Here is a 17,830-nt window from a genome sequence, read left to right as displayed (position 1 = left end):
TATACCTTCACCGGTTGGGATGTCAGTTTTGCTAATATCACTTCAGCTTTAACAGTGACAGCGCAATACAGTCAGAATGTGTATGTCGTAAGCTTTGTCGATGCCGAAGGTCAGTCGTTATCGACCCAGCAAATTACTCATGGTCAGTCGGCAACAGCGCCAGCTGTGCCAGCGCGGGAAGGGTATACCTTCACCGGTTGGGATGTCAGTTTTGCTAATATCACTTCAGCTTTAACAGTGACAGCGCAATACAGTCAGAATGTGTATGTCGTAAGCTTTGTTGATGCCGATGGCAAGCAGATTGCGACTCAGCAAATCACTCATGGCCAAGCAGCGACTGCACCAACGGCACCAGAGCGGGAAGGTTATACCTTCACTGGCTGGGATGCGGACTTTAGCAAAGTCACTGCCGCCTTAACGGTAAATGCCCTGTACAAAGAGCGTCTGTATCAGGTCAGTGTCAATACGGTCGCAGGGGTGACGATCAGCCCAGCGCAACAAGCAATTCCCCATGGCCAATCTGCGGTGTTTAGTCTGACGCAAACCGATCCGGCGCTTTATCTGCAAGTGCGTGGTTGCGGTGCTGTGCTGCGACAACAAACCATCCACACCGCCGCCATTACGGCAGATTGTATGGTCGAATTGCAAAGTTTCGCTGCTTTTGCGGTGCAAGCAGCCGTCCAGACGAATCTGGTCACTGCCAATCAGTCTGTTGCGGTAACTGTCAGCGGTGGCAGTGGCCAGTTCCGCTGGTTGGGTGGTGAGGTGTTGCGAGCGAACCAGCTGCAGCAGCTATCGCCAGAACAAGTCAGCACTCTCTTCAAGGCGGTTTCCGCCACTGAATTTATCTTTAGCAGTCAGCAAACCGGTCGTTATCAGTTGCAGTTGCAGGATGAACAAAGCCAGCAAATTCAGATACTGACGCTGGAAGTGCATCCATTTGTTGCTTTTACTGCCGCCTCACAACAGGTTGCACAGCAAACGGCAGCCAAAATCAGTATTTGGCTCAGTGATGAAGCGATCAGCTATCCGGTGACGGTAGAGTTTAGCGCTGAAGGCGTTCAGCTTAGCGAGGAGAAGTTGTTGATTGATCTGCAGGACGAGCGGCGTCGCAGTTATCAGTTATCGGAGCAAACCAGTAATAATGCCACGATCAAGCTGACCGCAGTCAGTTCAGGCAATGCGGTTTTGGGCACACCGGCGATCCATCAACTGCAGACTGGCGCTATGGCCAGTACTGCTGCGTTGCAGGTCAGCATAGAACAGGACGGTTTATCTGGTTATGCCGTCCGGCAGGAAGCTGGTTTGATCAGGTTGCAGGCAGGCAATAGTCACGACAAAGTGCTGGATTATCGCTGGGAGTTAGGCGAGTTAGCTGCCGCTGCTGTGGTGGAAGCTGATGTGGTGATGCTGGATCCTGCCAAGTTACAAGGCCGTTATCAGTTTAAGCTGCAAGCGACTGACAATAATCAAACTCTGGAAACGGATCTGGTGTTGTTGGTGGTGGCTGGTTGCGCGCATGATCATTGTGGCAGCGAGCTTGACCAGAGCGGTTTGCCAGCGGCAGCGAATTTATTCACTGCCCAGCCTGGCCGGTTACCGCTTTGTCCAAAAGTTGAACAGGACCAGAATGGCCGAGTCAGTAGCTGTACCCCGGCCGAAGCAGGCGTTAGTTATTTGGAAATTCCGGCGCAATATCAACTGACGCTGGGTCAACAAAGTGAGGCCAGTTCCTGGGCCAGTGGCCAGTTTGGCGTGGCGTTGAATGACGGCGCTTTACCTGATCAAGGCTACCAGCAACAAAGCCAGTTGGTCGATTTTGAGATCCGAAACCTGAATAATCAGGGTGAAAGTGTGCCTGTTGTGATCCCGTTGCCGCAAGGCCGTCAGATCAATACTGAAAGTGTCTGGCGTAAACATCACAATGGCCGCTGGTTTGATTTTGTGCAAAACAGCCGTAATCAGTTGTTTAGTGCAGGCAAAAATAGTGAAGGCCGTTGTCCGTTGGTGTCAGATGTGGTGTGGACACCGGGTTTAACTGCGAAGGATGAATGTGTGCGGTTAATTATTGAAGATGGCGGTCCAAATGATGCTGATGGTAAAGCCAATGGTGTCATTGTTGATCCCGGAGTACTGGCGCAGGTAGTACGGACCGATAAAGTCTATAACACTGCGGGTGGCAGCACCGGCTGGTGGTCTTTGGTCGGTTTGTTGGCATTGGTGCTGCGGCGTCGGGTAGGACTGCTGTTGCTAGTGGCGGGTTCTGCACCTGTGGTCGCAGAGCCCATGGCGCTGGATAAGATGTATCTGCGTGCGACTGTTGGTCAGATGGATACCGACAGCCGTTTTCAGTTACAAGGTCAGCAATTCAGCGCGGAGCAGGAGCAGCGGCTGGCCTGGCAACTGCATGGGGGCTATCAGTTAAATACATACCTGGCGCTGGAAGGCGGTTGGTTGGATGCTGGTGAGTTAACGGTGCGCCTGCCTGGTGTGTTGCAACAGACTGAGTTGCCTGATGTTGCACGACTGGTCAGCGGTTCAGGTTATGGTCCAACATTGGCGGTGCGCTTGTCTTATCCTCTGGCTGGCCCGGTGTCCGTGTTTGGCACTGCTGGTGGCTGGTATTTAATGCAGCGGCAGCAGTTATTTGATACTGCTGCTGAATCACGCTCGCAGCAAAATTGGCAAGCTGCCTACACCGCGGGTCTAAGCTGGACCTTGTCAGAACAATGGTCCGTTCAGCTTAGTTATGGTAGCTATCAGACATCACCACAAGTCAGTAATCTGACCGCTGTCGGTATTCAGTGGCATTTTTGATCTTGTTAACTGCTGGCAAATTACAGTTTTAGTCGCTGGCAGCTTTCTATTGTTGACCCCGCCTTTGTTGCGGGGTTTTTTATGTGTGCGCAGTTATCTGACTGTGTCCGCGCCGAAAATCGAGCTACTCAGCTTAAATCGCATTATTTAGGATCCTCGACTCAACAAAAGTCTTGATGTGGAGGACTTGCTATGCCGCGCCCAAGAAGAACTCAGATGAGTGTCGAACTGCTTATTTAATATCCCCCATTTCTATCATTACTGCAGTCGTGTCATTTGGCGTGCACTCTTTTGTAGATAAGGGGTATGGGGTAATGATGCTTTTTCGGCTAAAAACTATGACCATCGCTGAGCTTGGCAAGTTGTTTCATGGCCATGTTGAAACCTTGCAAGAATTTACCCCAGAATTCAGATAATCATTGCGAACACTTAGAAAAGTGACGACGACACTTTGCGCTTTGTTGCCAGTACCTCAAAGTGGCTGACTTCAAACTTAGTCATTGGCTTTACCTTTTTACACAGTCAACCAAACAATGGGCTAGGTGACTATGGCTAAAAATCACTATTTTTCAGTTAAATAGCACTATTTAGCCATCATCCACTTGAACTATACCTTGTCGGTTTATTCGCGACTTAATGACTGGTCGTTGCTTGAATCTAAACTCCGAGTGAATGATGTTGTTTTAACTTGGGTGGCCGGATTTCTTGCTCTAACGCTGACCACTTTAGCCGCTTCATCTGGGGTGTTAAGCCTCTTTTGGTTGCTCCAACGCAGAGCTAAGCGCTTCGAGGCGAGGCCTAGTAAATAAGCAGAATTTACAGAACATAGCGTAAGCGCAGTGCCGTTTGTTCAACAGGGGATAATGCGAGCCACTGTTCTCGGATTTCCACGGCTTCCTGCGGATAGTCGGTAATGAGCACATCGGCTCCCAGCGCCAACATGCGCAGCATTTGCCGTGGATTATTTACTGTCCATACATGCACTTGCTTACCTCCTTTGTGTGCACGGGCGATAAATTTTTCGTTAGTAATCGATTGATTGACCGCTAAGAATTGTGTATTCGCCTTAATGGGATCGCCAATGGATTGAGTGACGATAAGGCCAGTGTGAATGGAAGGGTCGAGTCGTTGCACTTCTTCAATGGCTCTTGCTTCGAGTGATGTAATGACCACTTGTTGTGTCATTTTCTCTTGTTGCAATAAGGCGACGACGGCCTGCGCTAAGCTGGGATCGGCTTGATTATATTTAAGCTCAATGTTCAAACCGATTTTGTTGCGTGCCTCATTAAGCATCTCTAGTAGTGTTGGTACGGATTCCCCTACAAAGGCGGCGCTGTGCCAACTCCCCGCATCAAGTTGTTGCATTTCACTCGCACTGAGGTTGGCAACTCGTCTGGGATCGCCCGCTATGCGCATCAAATCAGCATCGTGCAATACCATTAAGGTGCCATCGGATGCCGTTTGCACATCGATTTCGGCATAATCCGCCTTTTCTGCAATCGCTAAACGCAAAGCCGCAAGGGTATTTTCTGGTGCCCTAGCAGCGCCAGCACGGTGGGCAGTAATCAGGATTTCATCCCTTTGTGGTTCACTAATGAGGGCATATACCCCTAATCCCAACATGATTAAAAAAGTGCCGACCAACACCCCACTTATTGTATAAAGCGACAGTTCAGACGTTCTTTTTACCGTTTGTCGCCCAAGGCGTTCTAGCCCTGCGGGTTTTTCTCCCAGTTGGCGGTATAACAGCAATATGATAAAGGCTTCCCCAAACATTCCGAGTAAGGACCATGCCGCGCTGAGCATAAAAATCAGTGCAGAGACGAGGGCCAATATGGCTAATTCTGCCGAAAGTGTCAGCGTAACCCTATCGAGTAAAGTATCGGCTCCCCAGGAGATCAGCAGTATTAAGGGATACACCAAAGCACCTATCCTCAACCACCAACCCGCAGCGTGCCACATAATCGGGCGTTCATTGCCTGCGCTTAATTGCCAGCTGCGTTTGAGTGCCGTCAAAGCATCGGTCGTTTCACTGACAATAATCGTCAGTGAAAAGGCCGCTTTGGCCCACAGATATAAGGCAACAAGGACATATATTATCGCTAAGAACGCCATACTCGTTAAGGCGAGGTACCAGTCTATAGGCTTGAAATACAAGTAGTAATTGATGTCGTGTCCCTGTAGAAACACGCTGAAAATCAGATATCCTAACCCGATAAAAGGTACGCTGAGCAGCAGTAAGCAAGCTGCATAAATGCTACCAAGGCGAATAAATACGGGTAAGCGCGCTGTCGCGAAAATCAGCGCCCGCACTGGGCCAATGGGAATATCGTATAAGCCAGATGCTGCGAGAATAGTGACTCCAGCACGTTGGGTAAAAAACACGGTAAAGCTGCTGAATAGAGTAATGACCATAAACAGCAAGCCATAGGGAGACATGGCAAAGGCGATTAAGTCGTAATTGGTAATGGTGACATTGCCCGTTTTGGCAATCAGATGGCGCAGTAGCCAGCCAAAAGACGGGACGACAATACCCGCCGACACTAAGGTGAATAACAGTTCAAATTCAATGAGTTTTCTACCGCAGCGACGAATGGCTTTAAGCGTGTCATGCCAGTAACTGTGTTCAGGATTGAGCATGCAGCTTCCTTAATCGTGCGAGTTTAGGACTGTAATTTAGCAGCGTTTCTGGTTGACGGTTAGTCATTCGTGCAATGTTTTAGGTGTGGGTAGTTCGTTAAAGTCTTCTTCTCAATGATTTTACAGAAGACCTATGGGTACCGGATTACATTCGACAATGATTAACAGTTCTGCTGAGTGGCTACTCAAAGCGTTGAATATCTCTTGGCCAACCAGATTCTAAGGTGGCAACTCTTCAGTGGGGCGTTGCATAGTTGACATGCATGTCAATAGTGTCGATAATGTAGGCAACAACTAACCCTTCTGTCACGCGTGGCATTGCGACCCCTGATGGTTGGGAGATAAAGCCGGCGAAAGCCGGTTTTTTCATATCTAAAGGAATATACTAGTTTGAAAACAAGGGTTTATGTCGATGGATATAACTTGTATTACGGTTGTTTAAGAAATACTAGCTATAAATGGTTAGATTTAAAAAAATTATTCCTTACCTATATTCTCCCCAGTTCCGTTCCGTTTCCATACACAGTAGATCCTATTTCGATTAAGTTTTATACTGCGAAAATTTTAGAGAAAGCTGGGCGAGCCCATGATTCTGTCGCTGATCAAGATGCTTATCATAGAGCATTGCGCATGGCCTATTCTGATAAGAGTGTTGAGATTATCGAAGGATATTATTCGATAGATCAAGTTTCTGCTTATTTGATTGATTCTAATAATCCTAATGTCTGGCCGAGAAATTGCCAGCGTGCGAATATTTGGAAGTTAGAAGAAAAACAGAGTGATGTTAATTTAGCATTGGATTCAGTTGTAGATGCAATACTCGATCCTGAACTTGAACACATTGTTTTTGTAACGAATGATACCGATATCGTCCCCGCATTACGTAAACTAAAGTAAGTAACAACAGCTAAAATTGGTCTGATTATCCCAACTCGAAAATTAGAAAGAAGTCCAAATGCAGATTTAGCCGAGCTTGCTGATTGGACGAGGACTCATATTACTACTGATGAATTGAGTCTTTCACTGTTACCTCGTTCAATTACTGGGTTAAAAAAATCTGTGAATAGGCCTATTTCATGGTTTGGTCAACCAGCCATTGTTAATGATATTTTACATGTTTTAGAAGAAGTCATTCCTAGTCCTGCAAAAAGATGGAAATGGTTAGACGAGGTAAAACCTAGTCCAGAGGGATTACCTGTTTTAAGCGATATCCCAAGTAATTTATTAGACTTTGAAGAAACTGCTTTGGATGTTTTAATACATGCAAGAGCTTATGTTGAATACCGAAAAAAAAGTAACTGATTCACTCTGTACCAGACTGACTCATCACACCGCTAAAACCCGCCATTGGGCTCTACATTTGCTATTAGAACGCATTTTTTTACCCTAAAATGAATCAAATTCCTTAAGAACGGATTCAAGTAACTTTGATGACGCCACATTATCAACATAACGAGTTTGTGATGGCGGCGCAGTTTCCTGTAACTCAAATTGCATAAGGCTAATGGCTAAACTAGATCGTCAATATGCGCGGGAGTTGATGAGATTAAGCACTGGCATCTAAGTCACCGTTTGTGACAGGGATGTCACGGTCGAGCCCTCAAGGATGAGTTTATGGCGCGTCACTGGAAAGCTAGTGCTTAATCATTTTCTGATTATTTGCACATTGCCGCACACTCAGTACAGGGCTACTTAGTTGACACAATCAATCAATCTCGATATTGTTGATACAGTCAGCTATATCGAGAGCCTTCTATGTCGTCATTGTCACTCAGTGAAACTTTGCACAGATTAGTGCATGCCTACAAAAAGCAATTGCGTAGTGATATTGCTGCACAAGAGATTGATTTACCTGTCACTCATATCCGTGCCTTGAAGGGGGTTTGTCGTAATCCTGAATCAACGGCCCAGTCTATCGCCCTGCGTATGCAGCGGGATAAAGCACAAATTACCCGTGTTCTTAATGAGCTACAGCAGAGTGGGTTGATCACTAAAATCGATAACCCTAAGGATGGCCGCAGCCAGTTGCTGCGACCCACGGCTGAGGGGGAAAAGATCATGACTCAGATCAATGCCTCAGAACGTAAAACCGTGGCGCGCATGACGCAGGCGCTCAGTTCAGACGAAGTTGATACTTTTATTAAACTTGCCAATAGGATCAGTAAAAGTGTGGATGATGCTGCTGCCGCCAAAAGTGAAACTGATTGCCTTACTCAAAAAAGACCATCTAGTAAGCCAAAAGATACGGCTGGAAAAGGAGCCATTGAGTTGCGCTTAACGGCAGAAAACGCAATAGGAGAAAATCATAATGAATAAACCTGCACCACGTGAGCTAGAAGTGATCCGCTCGACTTATATCACTCCGCATATGTTACGCATCACCTTAGGCGGTGCGGGATTGGCTGGATTTCCTGTCGATCAAGAGAGTGCCTATATCAAGTTGTTATTCCCACAAGCGGGTGAGCGTCCATTAATGCGAACTTACACTATCCGCCAGCAACGCGATGATGAAATCGATGTGGATTTTGTGCTGCACGATACTGACGGCCCCGCATCGAGTTGGGCGAAAACGGTGCAGGTGGGCGAACTCATTCAAATTGGCGGACCCGGACTTAAAAAACTGATCAACTTTGAGGCGGATTGGTTTTTACTCGCAGGTGATATGACAGCCTTACCCGCAATTAGCGTGAATCTGGAAAAATTGCCAAACAATGCAGTAGGTTACGCTGTGGTAGAAGTGCTAAGTGAAGCAGATATTCAACCTTTAGTGCATCCTGAACGCGTCGAGCTGTATTGGGTGATCAATCCTGAAGCCGATCCCGAAGGTCGCCCTTTGGTCGAGCGAATTGCCCAATTACCTTGGCTTGCTGGCGAGCCAGCCGTGTGGATTGCCTGTGAATTTAACAGCATGCGCGCGCTAAGAAGACACTTTAAGCAAGCGCATTCACTGCCCAAGAGCCATTTTTACACATCGAGCTATTGGAAAATTGGTTGTAATGAGGGCGAGCATAAGCTGGTAAAACAAGAAGATGAACAGTTAGAAAATGGGGCCAGTGTTTAAATCAAGATAAGGTCGCCAAGTTTGATTTAGCGACCTTATCTAACCTTTCGCTTATGCCGTTTTTGCTGCTGATGCACCTATTATTGATGCATTTAGGCTACTGGTGAACTAGCTTGCCATTCTTCACCACATCTTTGCAGGGATTGACGCCATAGCTGTAGGCCAACTGCGCAGGCGTGGCGATATCCCACAGACAAAAATCGGCTTGTTTGCCAACGACTAAACTGCCAACAGTGTCTTCAATTCCTAGTGCTTTGGCGGCATTTAAGGTGAGTCCTGTTAGGGCTTCTTCTGGCGTTAAGCGGAACAAGGTGCAGCCCATATTCAGCATCAACAGGGTTGAGCAAATGGGGGATGAGCCTGGGTTGAAATCGCTGGCGAGCACCATAGGTACGCCGTATTGGCGCAATAAATCGATAGGTGGTTTTTGGGTTTCCCGCAAAAAGTAAAACGCGCCGGGCAGCAGTACGGCGCAGGTGCCGCTTTCACTTAAGGCTTTTACGCCTGCCTCATCTAAATATTCGATATGATCCACAGACTTAGCACCAAGATGTGCGGCCAGTGCGCTGCCGCCCATATTGGTTAACTGCTCGGCATGGAGCTTAATCTCTAAGCCCGCCGCTTTGGCTGCGTTGAGCACCCGTTCGGTTTGCTCAAGGTTAAAGGCGATATTCTCGCAGAACACATCCACTGCATCGGCAAGATTTTCGGCGATCACTGCGGGTAGCATCTTATTGATAATTAAGTCGACATAGCCGTCGCTATTGTCTTTATATTCTGGCGGAATCGCATGGGCGCCAAGGAATGTGGTCTTCACATCTACGTGGTGATGTTTGCCGAGCTCGCGGGCGACACGCAGGATTTTCAATTCAGTTTCAGTATCTAAGCCGTAACCCGATTTGATCTCAACCGTAGTCACTCCTTCTTTGGCTAGCGCGTTTAAGCGCTGGCGGCCGAGTTCAAATAATTCTGCTTCATCCGCTTCGCGGCAGGCCTTAACGGTCGAAATAATGCCGCCACCTGCACGAGCAATTTCTTCGTAACTGGCGCCCTGTAGGCGTAACTCAAATTCATTGGCGCGATTACCGGCAAAGATTAAGTGGGTGTGGGCGTCAATTAATCCTGGGGTGATCCAACCGCCTTTGCCCCTGTAAACGGGAATTGACAAAACATCGAAGGCGGGCAGTTCGCTGCGGGGGCCAAGCCAAGCAATTTTGCCATCTTTTACTGCGATGGCCGCGTTGGTGATCGCACCATAAGGTGCTGATACGGAAGGGTCCATTGTGGCTAAGTTAACGTCTATCCAAACCTGATCCCAAGACATGTATTCCCCTCGCTGTGCTGGCAGATGTTAACCAAGTGATTAACGGTTTATTAAATTTATGTGAGCTGGCTTGTATTTACTTGTATATACAAGCTAGGATTGTAGCCGCAATTTTGAACGTTTGAAAGAGTGAATAGCATCTAGATTCTAGCGCTTTATATTGAGGAAATGTTTTGGCTACACCTAAGTTTGCAGAAATTAAGCAATACATTATCTCCTCTATCGAGTCGGGTGAGTGGGAAGAGCATGCTCGCGTGCCTTCTGAGAATCAGCTTGCCGATTTGTTTACCTGCAGCCGAATGACGGCGCGACGTGCGCTAACCGAGCTGACGGATAGCGGTGTGCTTGAGCGTTCTCAAGGGCTAGGCACCTTCGTCGCTGGGTGTAAATCCCAGTCGTCTATGTTGGCGATCCGCAATATTGCCGATGAGATAAAAGACCGCGGCCACGGCTATAGCGTGCAGCAATGGGTGTTAGAACAAGTCGTGGCGAGTACGAGTATCGCAATTTCCCTTGGGCTTGAGCACGGTGCGACAGTCTTCCATTCGATCTTAGTGCATTGCGAGCAGGGCTTACCGTTGCAAGTTGAAGAGCGTTATGTGAATCCTGAGCTGGTACCCGATTATTTATTGCAGGATTTTACCCAGCAGACACCCCACGAATATTTGTCCCAAGTGGCACCGCTGACCGAGGCGCATCACACGATTGAAGCGATTATCGCCAGTGAAGAATTACAGCAAAGGCTCGAAATCCCCGCCACTGAGCCCTGTCTACAGATTTTACGCCGCACTTGGTCACGCCAAGGCGTCGTGAGTTTCGCAAAATTAGTTCACCCAGGTAGCCGCTTTAAACTCGGCGGCCACTTAACCTTTAGCAAGTAACGCCAGTGGCGTGATTAACAGATGTAAATCAGTGACTTAAATAGCTGCACCCTTATAAGTTAAAAGATAAAAACACAATAAAAACAATAGTGCTAACCCGTATTAGCGACTTAGCGAATACGAGTTAGCACCACAGGTTGAAAGAGGAAAATTCAATGGATAAGCGCCACGACCCAAGCCGCCGTATTATTGCACCGCATGGCACACAATTAAGCTGTAAGAGTTGGCTCACAGAAGCGCCAATGCGTATGTTAATGAACAACTTACATCCCGATGTCGCCGAGCGCCCAGAAGACTTAGTCGTCTATGGTGGTATCGGCCGCGCCGCCCGCGATTGGGACTGTTACGACAAAATTATCGAAGTTTTACAACGCCTCGAAGACGACGAAACCTTATTAGTGCAATCGGGCAAACCTGTGGGCGTATTTCGCACCCATGCGGATGCACCGCGCGTGCTGATTGCTAACTCAAACCTAGTGCCACACTGGGCGAACTGGGAGCATTTCAACGAGTTAGACAAGCTAGGTTTGGCCATGTACGGCCAGATGACGGCGGGTTCTTGGATCTATATCGGCACTCAAGGCATAGTCCAAGGCACTTACGAGACCTTTGTGTCGGTCGCAAAACAGCACTTTGAGGGTATCTCTAAAGGTAAATGGATCCTCACTGGCGGGTTAGGCGGCATGGGCGGCGCACAAACGCTGGCAGGCACTATGGCTGGCTTCTCAGTGTTAGCCTGTGAAGTCGACGAAACCCGCATCGATTTCCGTCTGCGCACTCGCTATGTTGACAAAAAAGCCACTTCGCTCGATGAAGCATTAGCCATGATTGAAGCAGCGAACCAAGCTGGCAAGCCAGTATCAGTGGGCTTATTAGCGAACGCCGCCGATGTGTTTGCTGAATTAGTTAAACGCGGCGTTACCCCAGATGTCGTGACCGACCAAACCTCTGCCCATGATCCATTAAACGGTTATCTGCCGCAGGGGTGGACTATGGCTGAGGCTGCGGCCATGCGTAAAACCGACGAAGCGGGCGTAGTGAAAGCGGCGAAAGCTTCGATGGCAGTGCAAGTACAAGCCATGCTCGACCTGCAAACCGCGGGTGCAGCCACGCTCGATTACGGTAACAACATTCGCCAAATGGCGTTTGAAATGGGCGTTGAAAATGCCTTTGATTTCCCAGGTTTTGTACCTGCTTATATTCGCCCACTGTTCTGTGAAGGCATAGGTCCGTTCCGCTGGGTGGCGTTATCTGGCGATCCCGAAGATATCTACAAAACCGACGCTAAAGTCAAAGAACTGATCCCAGATAATCCACACCTGCACAATTGGTTAGACATGGCGCGCGAGCGTATCGCCTTCCAAGGTCTGCCAGCGCGTATTTGCTGGGTTGGCTTAAAAGATCGCGCTCGCTTGGCGTTAGCTTTCAACGAAATGGTCAAAAGCGGCGAGTTGTCGGCGCCCGTGGTAATTGGCCGTGATCACTTAGATTCTGGCTCTGTGGCCAGCCCGAACCGCGAAACCGAATCTATGCTGGACGGCTCAGATGCGGTATCCGATTGGCCATTATTGAACGCGCTACTCAACACCGCTAGCGGTGCAACTTGGGTGTCGCTGCACCACGGCGGCGGCGTCGGTATGGGCTTTAGCCAACATTCGGGTGTGGTGATTGTGTGTGACGGCACAGATGCGGCGGCAAAACGGGTTGGCCGTGTGCTGTGGAATGACCCTGCGACAGGCGTGATGCGTCATGCCGATGCGGGCTACGAGATTGCGAAAAACTGCGCCAAGGAGCAGGGCCTCGATTTACCTATGCAAGACTAGCCGATGCTAACGACTCAATAACAATAATAACTAAAAGCTTGGAGCTAAAAATATGAAATCTGTGAATCACTTAGTGTTAACGCCGGGCAACTTGAGCCTAGCGCAATTGCGCGAAATCAGCCGTCATAAGTTGACACTGGAACTCGCACCAGAGGCGATTACTGATATCAACACCAGTGCGCAAATCGTGCAAAAAGTGTTGGATGAAGGCCGTACCGTTTATGGCATCAACACGGGCTTTGGCTTGTTGGCCAATACCAAGATAGCGCCCGAAGATCTGCAATTGCTGCAACGTTCTATCGTGTTGTCACATGCCGCTGGCACGGGGCAATACATGCAAGATGCCACAGTGCGCTTGATGATGGTGTTAAAAATCAACTCATTAAGTCGTGGTTTTTCAGGCATTCGTTTAGAAGTGATTAACTTCTTAATTAGTTTAGTGAACGCCGAAGTTTATCCCTGCGTGCCAGAAAAAGGTTCAGTCGGCGCCTCGGGTGACTTAGCGCCACTGGCGCACATGTGTTTGCCTATGCTGGGTGAAGGCGAAATGAGCTATCGAGGCGAGTTAATTTCTGCCGCCGAAGGTTTAGAAATCGCTGGCCTTAAGCCAATCGATTTAGCGGCCAAAGAAGGACTCGCTTTGCTTAACGGCACGCAAGCGTCGACTGCGCTGGCGCTGGAAGGGTTATTCCACGCTGAAGACTTGTTCGCAGCAAGTTCTGTGATCGGTGCTATGAGTGTCGAAGCGGCTATGGGCAGCCGTAGCCCGTTTGATCCTCGCATCCATGCGGCGCGTGGTCAGAAAGGTCAAATCGATTCGGCCATGGTCTTCCGTCATCTACTGGGTGAAGAGTCTGAGATAAGCCTAAGTCACGCTAATTGTGAAAAGGTGCAAGATCCTTACTCACTGCGCTGTCAGCCACAGGTGCTGGGTGCTTGCTTGACCCAAATTCGTCACGCGGCCGATGTGTTAGGCACAGAGGCTAATGGCGTAACCGATAACCCACTGGTGTTCCAAGATACAGGCGATATCATTTCTGGCGGTAACTTCCACGCCGAACCCGTGGCTATGGCGGCGGATAATCTGGCGATTGCGATTGCTGAACTGGGCTCCATTGCCGAGCGTCGTATTGCGTTATTGATCGATTCTAGCCTATCTAAACTGCCGCCATTTTTGGTAAAAAACGGCGGGGTGAACTCGGGCTTTATGATCGCCCAAGTGACGGCGGCGGCATTGGCGTCTGAGAACAAGACCTACGCTCATCCGGCATCAGTTGACAGCTTGCCAACATCGGCAAACCAAGAAGACCATGTTTCTATGGCGACCTTTGCGGCGCGCCGCTTGCGCGATATGAGCGAAAATACCCGTGGTGTACTGGCAATTGAATTGTTAGCGGCGGCGCAGGGTTTAGATTTCCGCGCTCCTTTAGCCCCAAGTGTCGCAGTAGCTAAGGCTAAAGCCGAATTACGTGAAGTCGTCGCTTATTACGATAAAGACAGATACTTCGCGCCAGATATCGAAGCCGCGACAGATTTGTTGTATACAGCGAGCTTTAACACTTATCTGCCAGCAGGAACGCTAGCCAGCTTTTAGGCGTTTGTTTTAGTTTAATGGCTGAACAGGTGTTTACTTTGCGAGAATAGGCTGCACTGAGGCGCTTTTGTTATCGCGCCCAGATTTTGCGCCTCAATGTGCTAAAAATAAGCGTTAAAAGGCAAAATTTAAGGTGCAGGCAGATTGCTTGTGCCTTTTTCTTTGGTTTTTATCTGCTTTTCCTCGATCTTTGTCTTTGCCATTTTGGTGTGTTTAACACCGCAGACTCTGCACTTTTTACCCTAATCTTTACATTGTCAGTTTTTGTGGCTGTCTATCCATCTAGAAACCGTTACCTTTGTGTTTTTATCCGCCATCATTATGCATATTTGAATGCATATAATCATTTTTAATAACCATAACCCTATAGTGTGGGACAATATGGGTATGTCATGTTGGACAAATTGTCTTTTGCGGTTTATTGGTTTTTAATTCCTATTTTTGTGCTTTTATCCTTGATAAGTAGTCTTTGATACTTTGTTTTTAGTGTTTTTTGGAGTTAAGTTCTGTGGTTGTTTATTTGAGATCTTGATCTCATGTCATTATTTGTTATCTATTTCTTCTTTGGGGATAATCTTAAATTAAGTGTGGTCTTTAGTAGGACTCACTCAATCGGTTGCCATTTTTACCACAGCAACCACTAGACTCATAACGACAAGAGTGTGAGAGGACGCAATGAACAGACGCCAGTTTTTTAGACTGTGTGCTGCCGGAGCTGCCACCTCAGCAATTTCAGCGTTGGGATTGATGTCCGAAAAGGCCTATGCGGCCGTTCGAGAATTCAAACTCATTAGCGCGAAAGAAACCCGCAATAACTGCTGCTATTGCTCAGTGGGTTGCGGATTGCTGATGTACAGCAAAGGAAGTAACGGCAAAAACGCCGAACAAAGTATTTTCCATATCGAAGGGGATGCAGACCATCCAGTCAACCGCGGGGCCTTGTGTCCTAAGGGTGCTGGTCTAGTGGATTATGTGAACAGCCCTAATCGTCTTAAATATCCTGAGTACCGTGCGCCAGGCAGTAATGAATGGACTCGTATCAGCTGGACTGAAGCTTACCAACGCATCGCCCGTCTGATGAAGAATGACCGTGATGCTAACTTGATTGAAAAGAATTCTGCTGGGATGACGGTTAACCGTTGGCTTAGCACTGGGATGATGACCTCGTCGGCGATGCCGAATGAAGGCGGCTATATCACCCAGAAATTTGCACGGGCACTGGGCCTAGTTGCAATCGATACTATTGCGCGTAACTGACACTCTCCAACGGTAGCAAGTCTTGCTCCGACATTTGGACGTGGTGCCATGACCAACCACTGGATCGATATTAAAAACTCTAATTTGATCATTATTATGGGCGGTAATGCTGCAGAGGCTCACCCTGTCGGATTCGGCTGGGTTACAGAAGCTATGCAACATAACAACGCTAAACTTTTGGTGGTCGATCCTCGCTTCACCCGTAGCGCCGCTGTAGCCGATTACTATGCGCCGATCCGCTCGGGCACAGATATCGCCTTCCTGCTCGGGGTGATCCGCTATCTTATTGAAACTAAACAAGTGAACTACGACTATGTGAAGGCTTATACCAATGCCAGTTACATAGTGCGCGAAGACTTCTCTTTTAGTGAAGGTCTGTTCAGTGGTTTCGATGAAGAAACAGATAGCTACAATAAAGAGTCTTGGTACTACGAGTTAGACGAACAGGGTTACGCGAAAATCGATCCTAGCTTCGAACATCCACGCTGTGTGTGGAACTTAATGAAGCAACATGTAGAACGCTATGACTTTGAAACAGTAAGCAATATTACCGGTACGCCGATTGCGGACTATGAGATCGTTTGCCAACAAATTGGTAGCACTCATACCCACGATAGAGCCGCGACCTTTATGTATGCCTTAGGTTGGACTCACCACAGTAAAGGGGCGCAGAACATTCGCTCTATGGCTATGGTGCAGTTGCTGCTGGGTAACATTGGGGTGTTGGGCGGTGGTGTTAACGCTCTGCGCGGACACTCGAACGTGCAAGGCGCGACCGATATGGGTTTATTGTGTCAAAGCTTGCCCGGTTACCTCAAGTTACCGAACGAAAAAGACATTAATCTTAAAACCTATCTCCACAACTATACCCCTGTCGCTCTGCGTCCGGGTCAAACCAACTATTGGCAAAATTACCCTAAATTCTTTGTTTCGCAAATGAAGAGTTTTTGGGGCGATAACGCCACGGTTGAAAATGACTTTGGTTATGACTGGTTGCCGAAATGGGACAAGCAGTACGACTTTACTAAACACTTAGATATGGCTTTCCACGGCGAAGTGAATGGCTACATTATCCAAGGTGTTAACGCCATTAACTCTATGCCAAACCGTAATAAGGTACTCAAAGCCTTGAGTAATCTTAAATACATGGTGGTGTTGGATGCCTTGGCAACGGAAACTGCAACCTTCTGGCAAAATGCCGATGGCTTCAATGAAGTCAATCCCGCTGAAATCATGACGGAAGTGTTCCGTTTACCTACGACGTGTTTTGCCGAGGAAGAAGGTTCCATCGTCAACTCTGGCCGTTGGATGCAGTGGCATTGGAAGGGAGCTAACCCGCCGGGTGAAGCCAAGCCAGATGCTGAGATTCTCTCTGGCGTCTTAATGGCAATGCGTGAACTGTACAAACAAGAGGGCGGTAAGCTGCCTGAGCCAGTGCACGCGATGAGCTGGAATTACCACAATCCTCACTCACCGCACGCTGAAGAAATCGCTCGCGAGCTTAACGGTAAGGATCTCGTGACTCAACGTCAGCTCAGTAGTTTTGCTGAACTGAAAGCTGATGGTAGTACCGCCAGCGCCTGTTGGATTTATGCGGGTTCTTGGACCGAAGAAGGCAACTTGATGGCTCGCCGTGACAACCATGATCCTTCCGGTAAAGGTGTTACTCCGGGTTGGGCATTTGCTTGGCCAGCAAACCGTCGTGTGCTGTATAACCGCGCTTCTTGCGATATCAACGGAAAACCTTGGGATCCAAAACGCACTATCGTCGAGTGGGTTGACGGTAAGTGGCACGGTATCGATGTGGGCGACTTCAATATGAAGTTAACACCACAGGAATCCGCTGGCCCCTTCATCATGCAACCCGAAGGTGTGGGTCGTTTCTTCGCCCTTAAATTATTGGCCGAAGGTCCGTTCCCTGAGCACTACGAGCCGATGGAGTCGCCTATTGGGTTGAACCCGTTACACAAGGTCACCAGTAACCCTGCGGTACGTATGTTACCGGGCGTGAAGGAAACCTTAGGTTCCCATAAAGACTTCCCTTATGTGGCAACCACTTACTGTGTAACTGAACACTTTAACTTCTGGTCTACTCATGCCCGTTTGGCAGCGATTTCTATGCCGGAAACCTTCGTCGAAATTGATGAAATGTTGGCAGCAGAAAAAGGTATCGCCAATGGGGATTGGGTCACTGTCAGCTCTAAACGCGGCAGCATTGAAACCAAAGCCTTAGTGACTAAACGGCTACAGCCGTTAAAGGTAAATGGCCAGTTAGTCCATACCGTCGGGTTACCCCGTCACGGCAGCCATAATGCGCTCACTCGTAAGAGTTACTCCTGTAACGTACTCACCACGGAAGTGGGGGATGCAAATACACAGGTGCCTGAGTTCAAAGCATTTTTGGTTAACATCACTAAAGCGGAGGGGATCTGA

At 48.3% G+C, this 17,830-nt stretch carries 11 protein-coding genes; 9 read left to right on the top strand and 2 right to left on the bottom strand.

Annotated features, from left to right (window positions below; genetic code table 11):
• Window positions 1–2,817: InlB B-repeat-containing protein (locus GWI56_RS15420; protein WP_198573389.1), on the top strand; the 2,817-nt coding region annotated here is incomplete at its 5' end.
• An 816-nt stretch (window positions 2,818–3,633) separates the two neighbouring features.
• Here GWI56_RS15420 and GWI56_RS15415 read toward each other — a convergent pair.
• Window positions 3,634–5,457, bottom strand: coding sequence for a glycerophosphodiester phosphodiesterase (locus GWI56_RS15415; RefSeq protein WP_198573388.1), 1,824 nt, complete (start codon window positions 5,455–5,457; stop codon window positions 3,634–3,636).
• Between the two features lie 390 nt (window positions 5,458–5,847).
• Between GWI56_RS15415 and GWI56_RS15410 the strand changes: the two genes are divergently transcribed.
• From GWI56_RS15410 to GWI56_RS15395, 4 genes are all read left to right on the top strand, one after another.
• A complete protein-coding gene (locus GWI56_RS15410; protein WP_198573387.1) occupies window positions 5,848–6,354 on the top strand; it encodes an NYN domain-containing protein in 507 nt (168 codons plus the stop codon).
• Between the two features lie 162 nt (window positions 6,355–6,516).
• Window positions 6,517–6,759, top strand: a complete 243-nt coding sequence (locus GWI56_RS15405; RefSeq protein ID WP_198573386.1) for a hypothetical protein — start codon at window positions 6,517–6,519, stop codon at window positions 6,757–6,759.
• 453 nt (window positions 6,760–7,212) lie between these two features.
• Entirely contained in the window at window positions 7,213–7,773 is a 561-nt protein-coding gene (locus GWI56_RS15400; protein ID WP_113941237.1) for a MarR family winged helix-turn-helix transcriptional regulator, read from the top strand.
• Entirely contained in the window at window positions 7,766–8,518 is a 753-nt protein-coding gene (locus GWI56_RS15395) for a siderophore-interacting protein (protein WP_198573385.1), read from the top strand. The genes GWI56_RS15400 and GWI56_RS15395 overlap by 8 nt, the downstream gene beginning before the upstream one ends.
• Window positions 8,519–8,615: 97 nt before the next feature.
• Here GWI56_RS15395 and hutI read toward each other — a convergent pair whose 3' ends face one another.
• On the bottom strand, window positions 8,616–9,842 hold the full coding sequence (gene hutI, locus GWI56_RS15390; protein WP_198573384.1) for an imidazolonepropionase: 1,227 nt from the start codon (window positions 9,840–9,842) through the stop codon (window positions 8,616–8,618).
• Window positions 9,843–10,015: 173 nt separating this feature from the next.
• Here hutI and hutC point away from each other — a divergent pair, with 173 nt between their 5' ends.
• The 4 genes from hutC (at window position 10,016) to fdnG (ending at window position 17,830) form a co-directional block, all read left to right on the top strand.
• Window positions 10,016–10,723 carry a histidine utilization repressor gene (gene hutC / locus GWI56_RS15385; RefSeq protein ID WP_011791225.1) on the top strand — a complete coding sequence of 236 codons (708 nt, stop codon included), beginning with the start codon at window positions 10,016–10,018 and terminating at the stop codon, window positions 10,721–10,723.
• Window positions 10,724–10,878: 155 nt separating this feature from the next.
• Entirely contained in the window at window positions 10,879–12,546 is a 1,668-nt protein-coding gene (gene hutU / locus GWI56_RS15380) for a urocanate hydratase (protein ID WP_198573383.1), read from the top strand.
• A gap of 52 nt (window positions 12,547–12,598) precedes the next feature.
• The gene (hutH, locus tag GWI56_RS15375; RefSeq protein ID WP_198573382.1) at window positions 12,599–14,140 is read left to right on the top strand and encodes a histidine ammonia-lyase; all 1,542 of its coding nucleotides are present in this window, start codon (window positions 12,599–12,601) and stop codon (window positions 14,138–14,140) included.
• A 675-nt stretch (window positions 14,141–14,815) separates the two neighbouring features.
• A complete protein-coding gene (gene fdnG / locus GWI56_RS15370; RefSeq protein ID WP_173496974.1) occupies window positions 14,816–17,830 on the top strand; it encodes a formate dehydrogenase-N subunit alpha in 3,015 nt (1,004 codons plus the stop codon).

This window comes from Shewanella sp. DW31, assembly GCF_015767295.1.
Lineage (GTDB): Bacteria > Pseudomonadota > Gammaproteobacteria > Enterobacterales > Shewanellaceae > Shewanella > Shewanella oncorhynchi.
This window is presented reverse-complemented; position numbering and strand designations above follow the sequence as displayed.

Excerpts from the sequence above, each read along its gene's own strand:
- GWI56_RS15415 (WP_198573388.1), bottom strand. The coding sequence starts at position 5,457 with ATGCTCAATCCTGAACACAGTTACTGGCATGACACGCTTAAAGCCATT.
- GWI56_RS15400 (WP_113941237.1), top strand. The coding sequence starts at position 7,213 with ATGTCGTCATTGTCACTCAGTGAAACTTTGCACAGATTAGTGCATGCC.
- GWI56_RS15395 (WP_198573385.1), top strand. The coding sequence starts at position 7,766 with ATGAATAAACCTGCACCACGTGAGCTAGAAGTGATCCGCTCGACTTAT.
- hutI (WP_198573384.1), bottom strand. The coding sequence starts at position 9,842 with ATGTCTTGGGATCAGGTTTGGATAGACGTTAACTTAGCCACAATGGAC.
- hutU (WP_198573383.1), top strand. The coding sequence starts at position 10,879 with ATGGATAAGCGCCACGACCCAAGCCGCCGTATTATTGCACCGCATGGC.
- hutH (WP_198573382.1), top strand. The coding sequence starts at position 12,599 with ATGAAATCTGTGAATCACTTAGTGTTAACGCCGGGCAACTTGAGCCTA.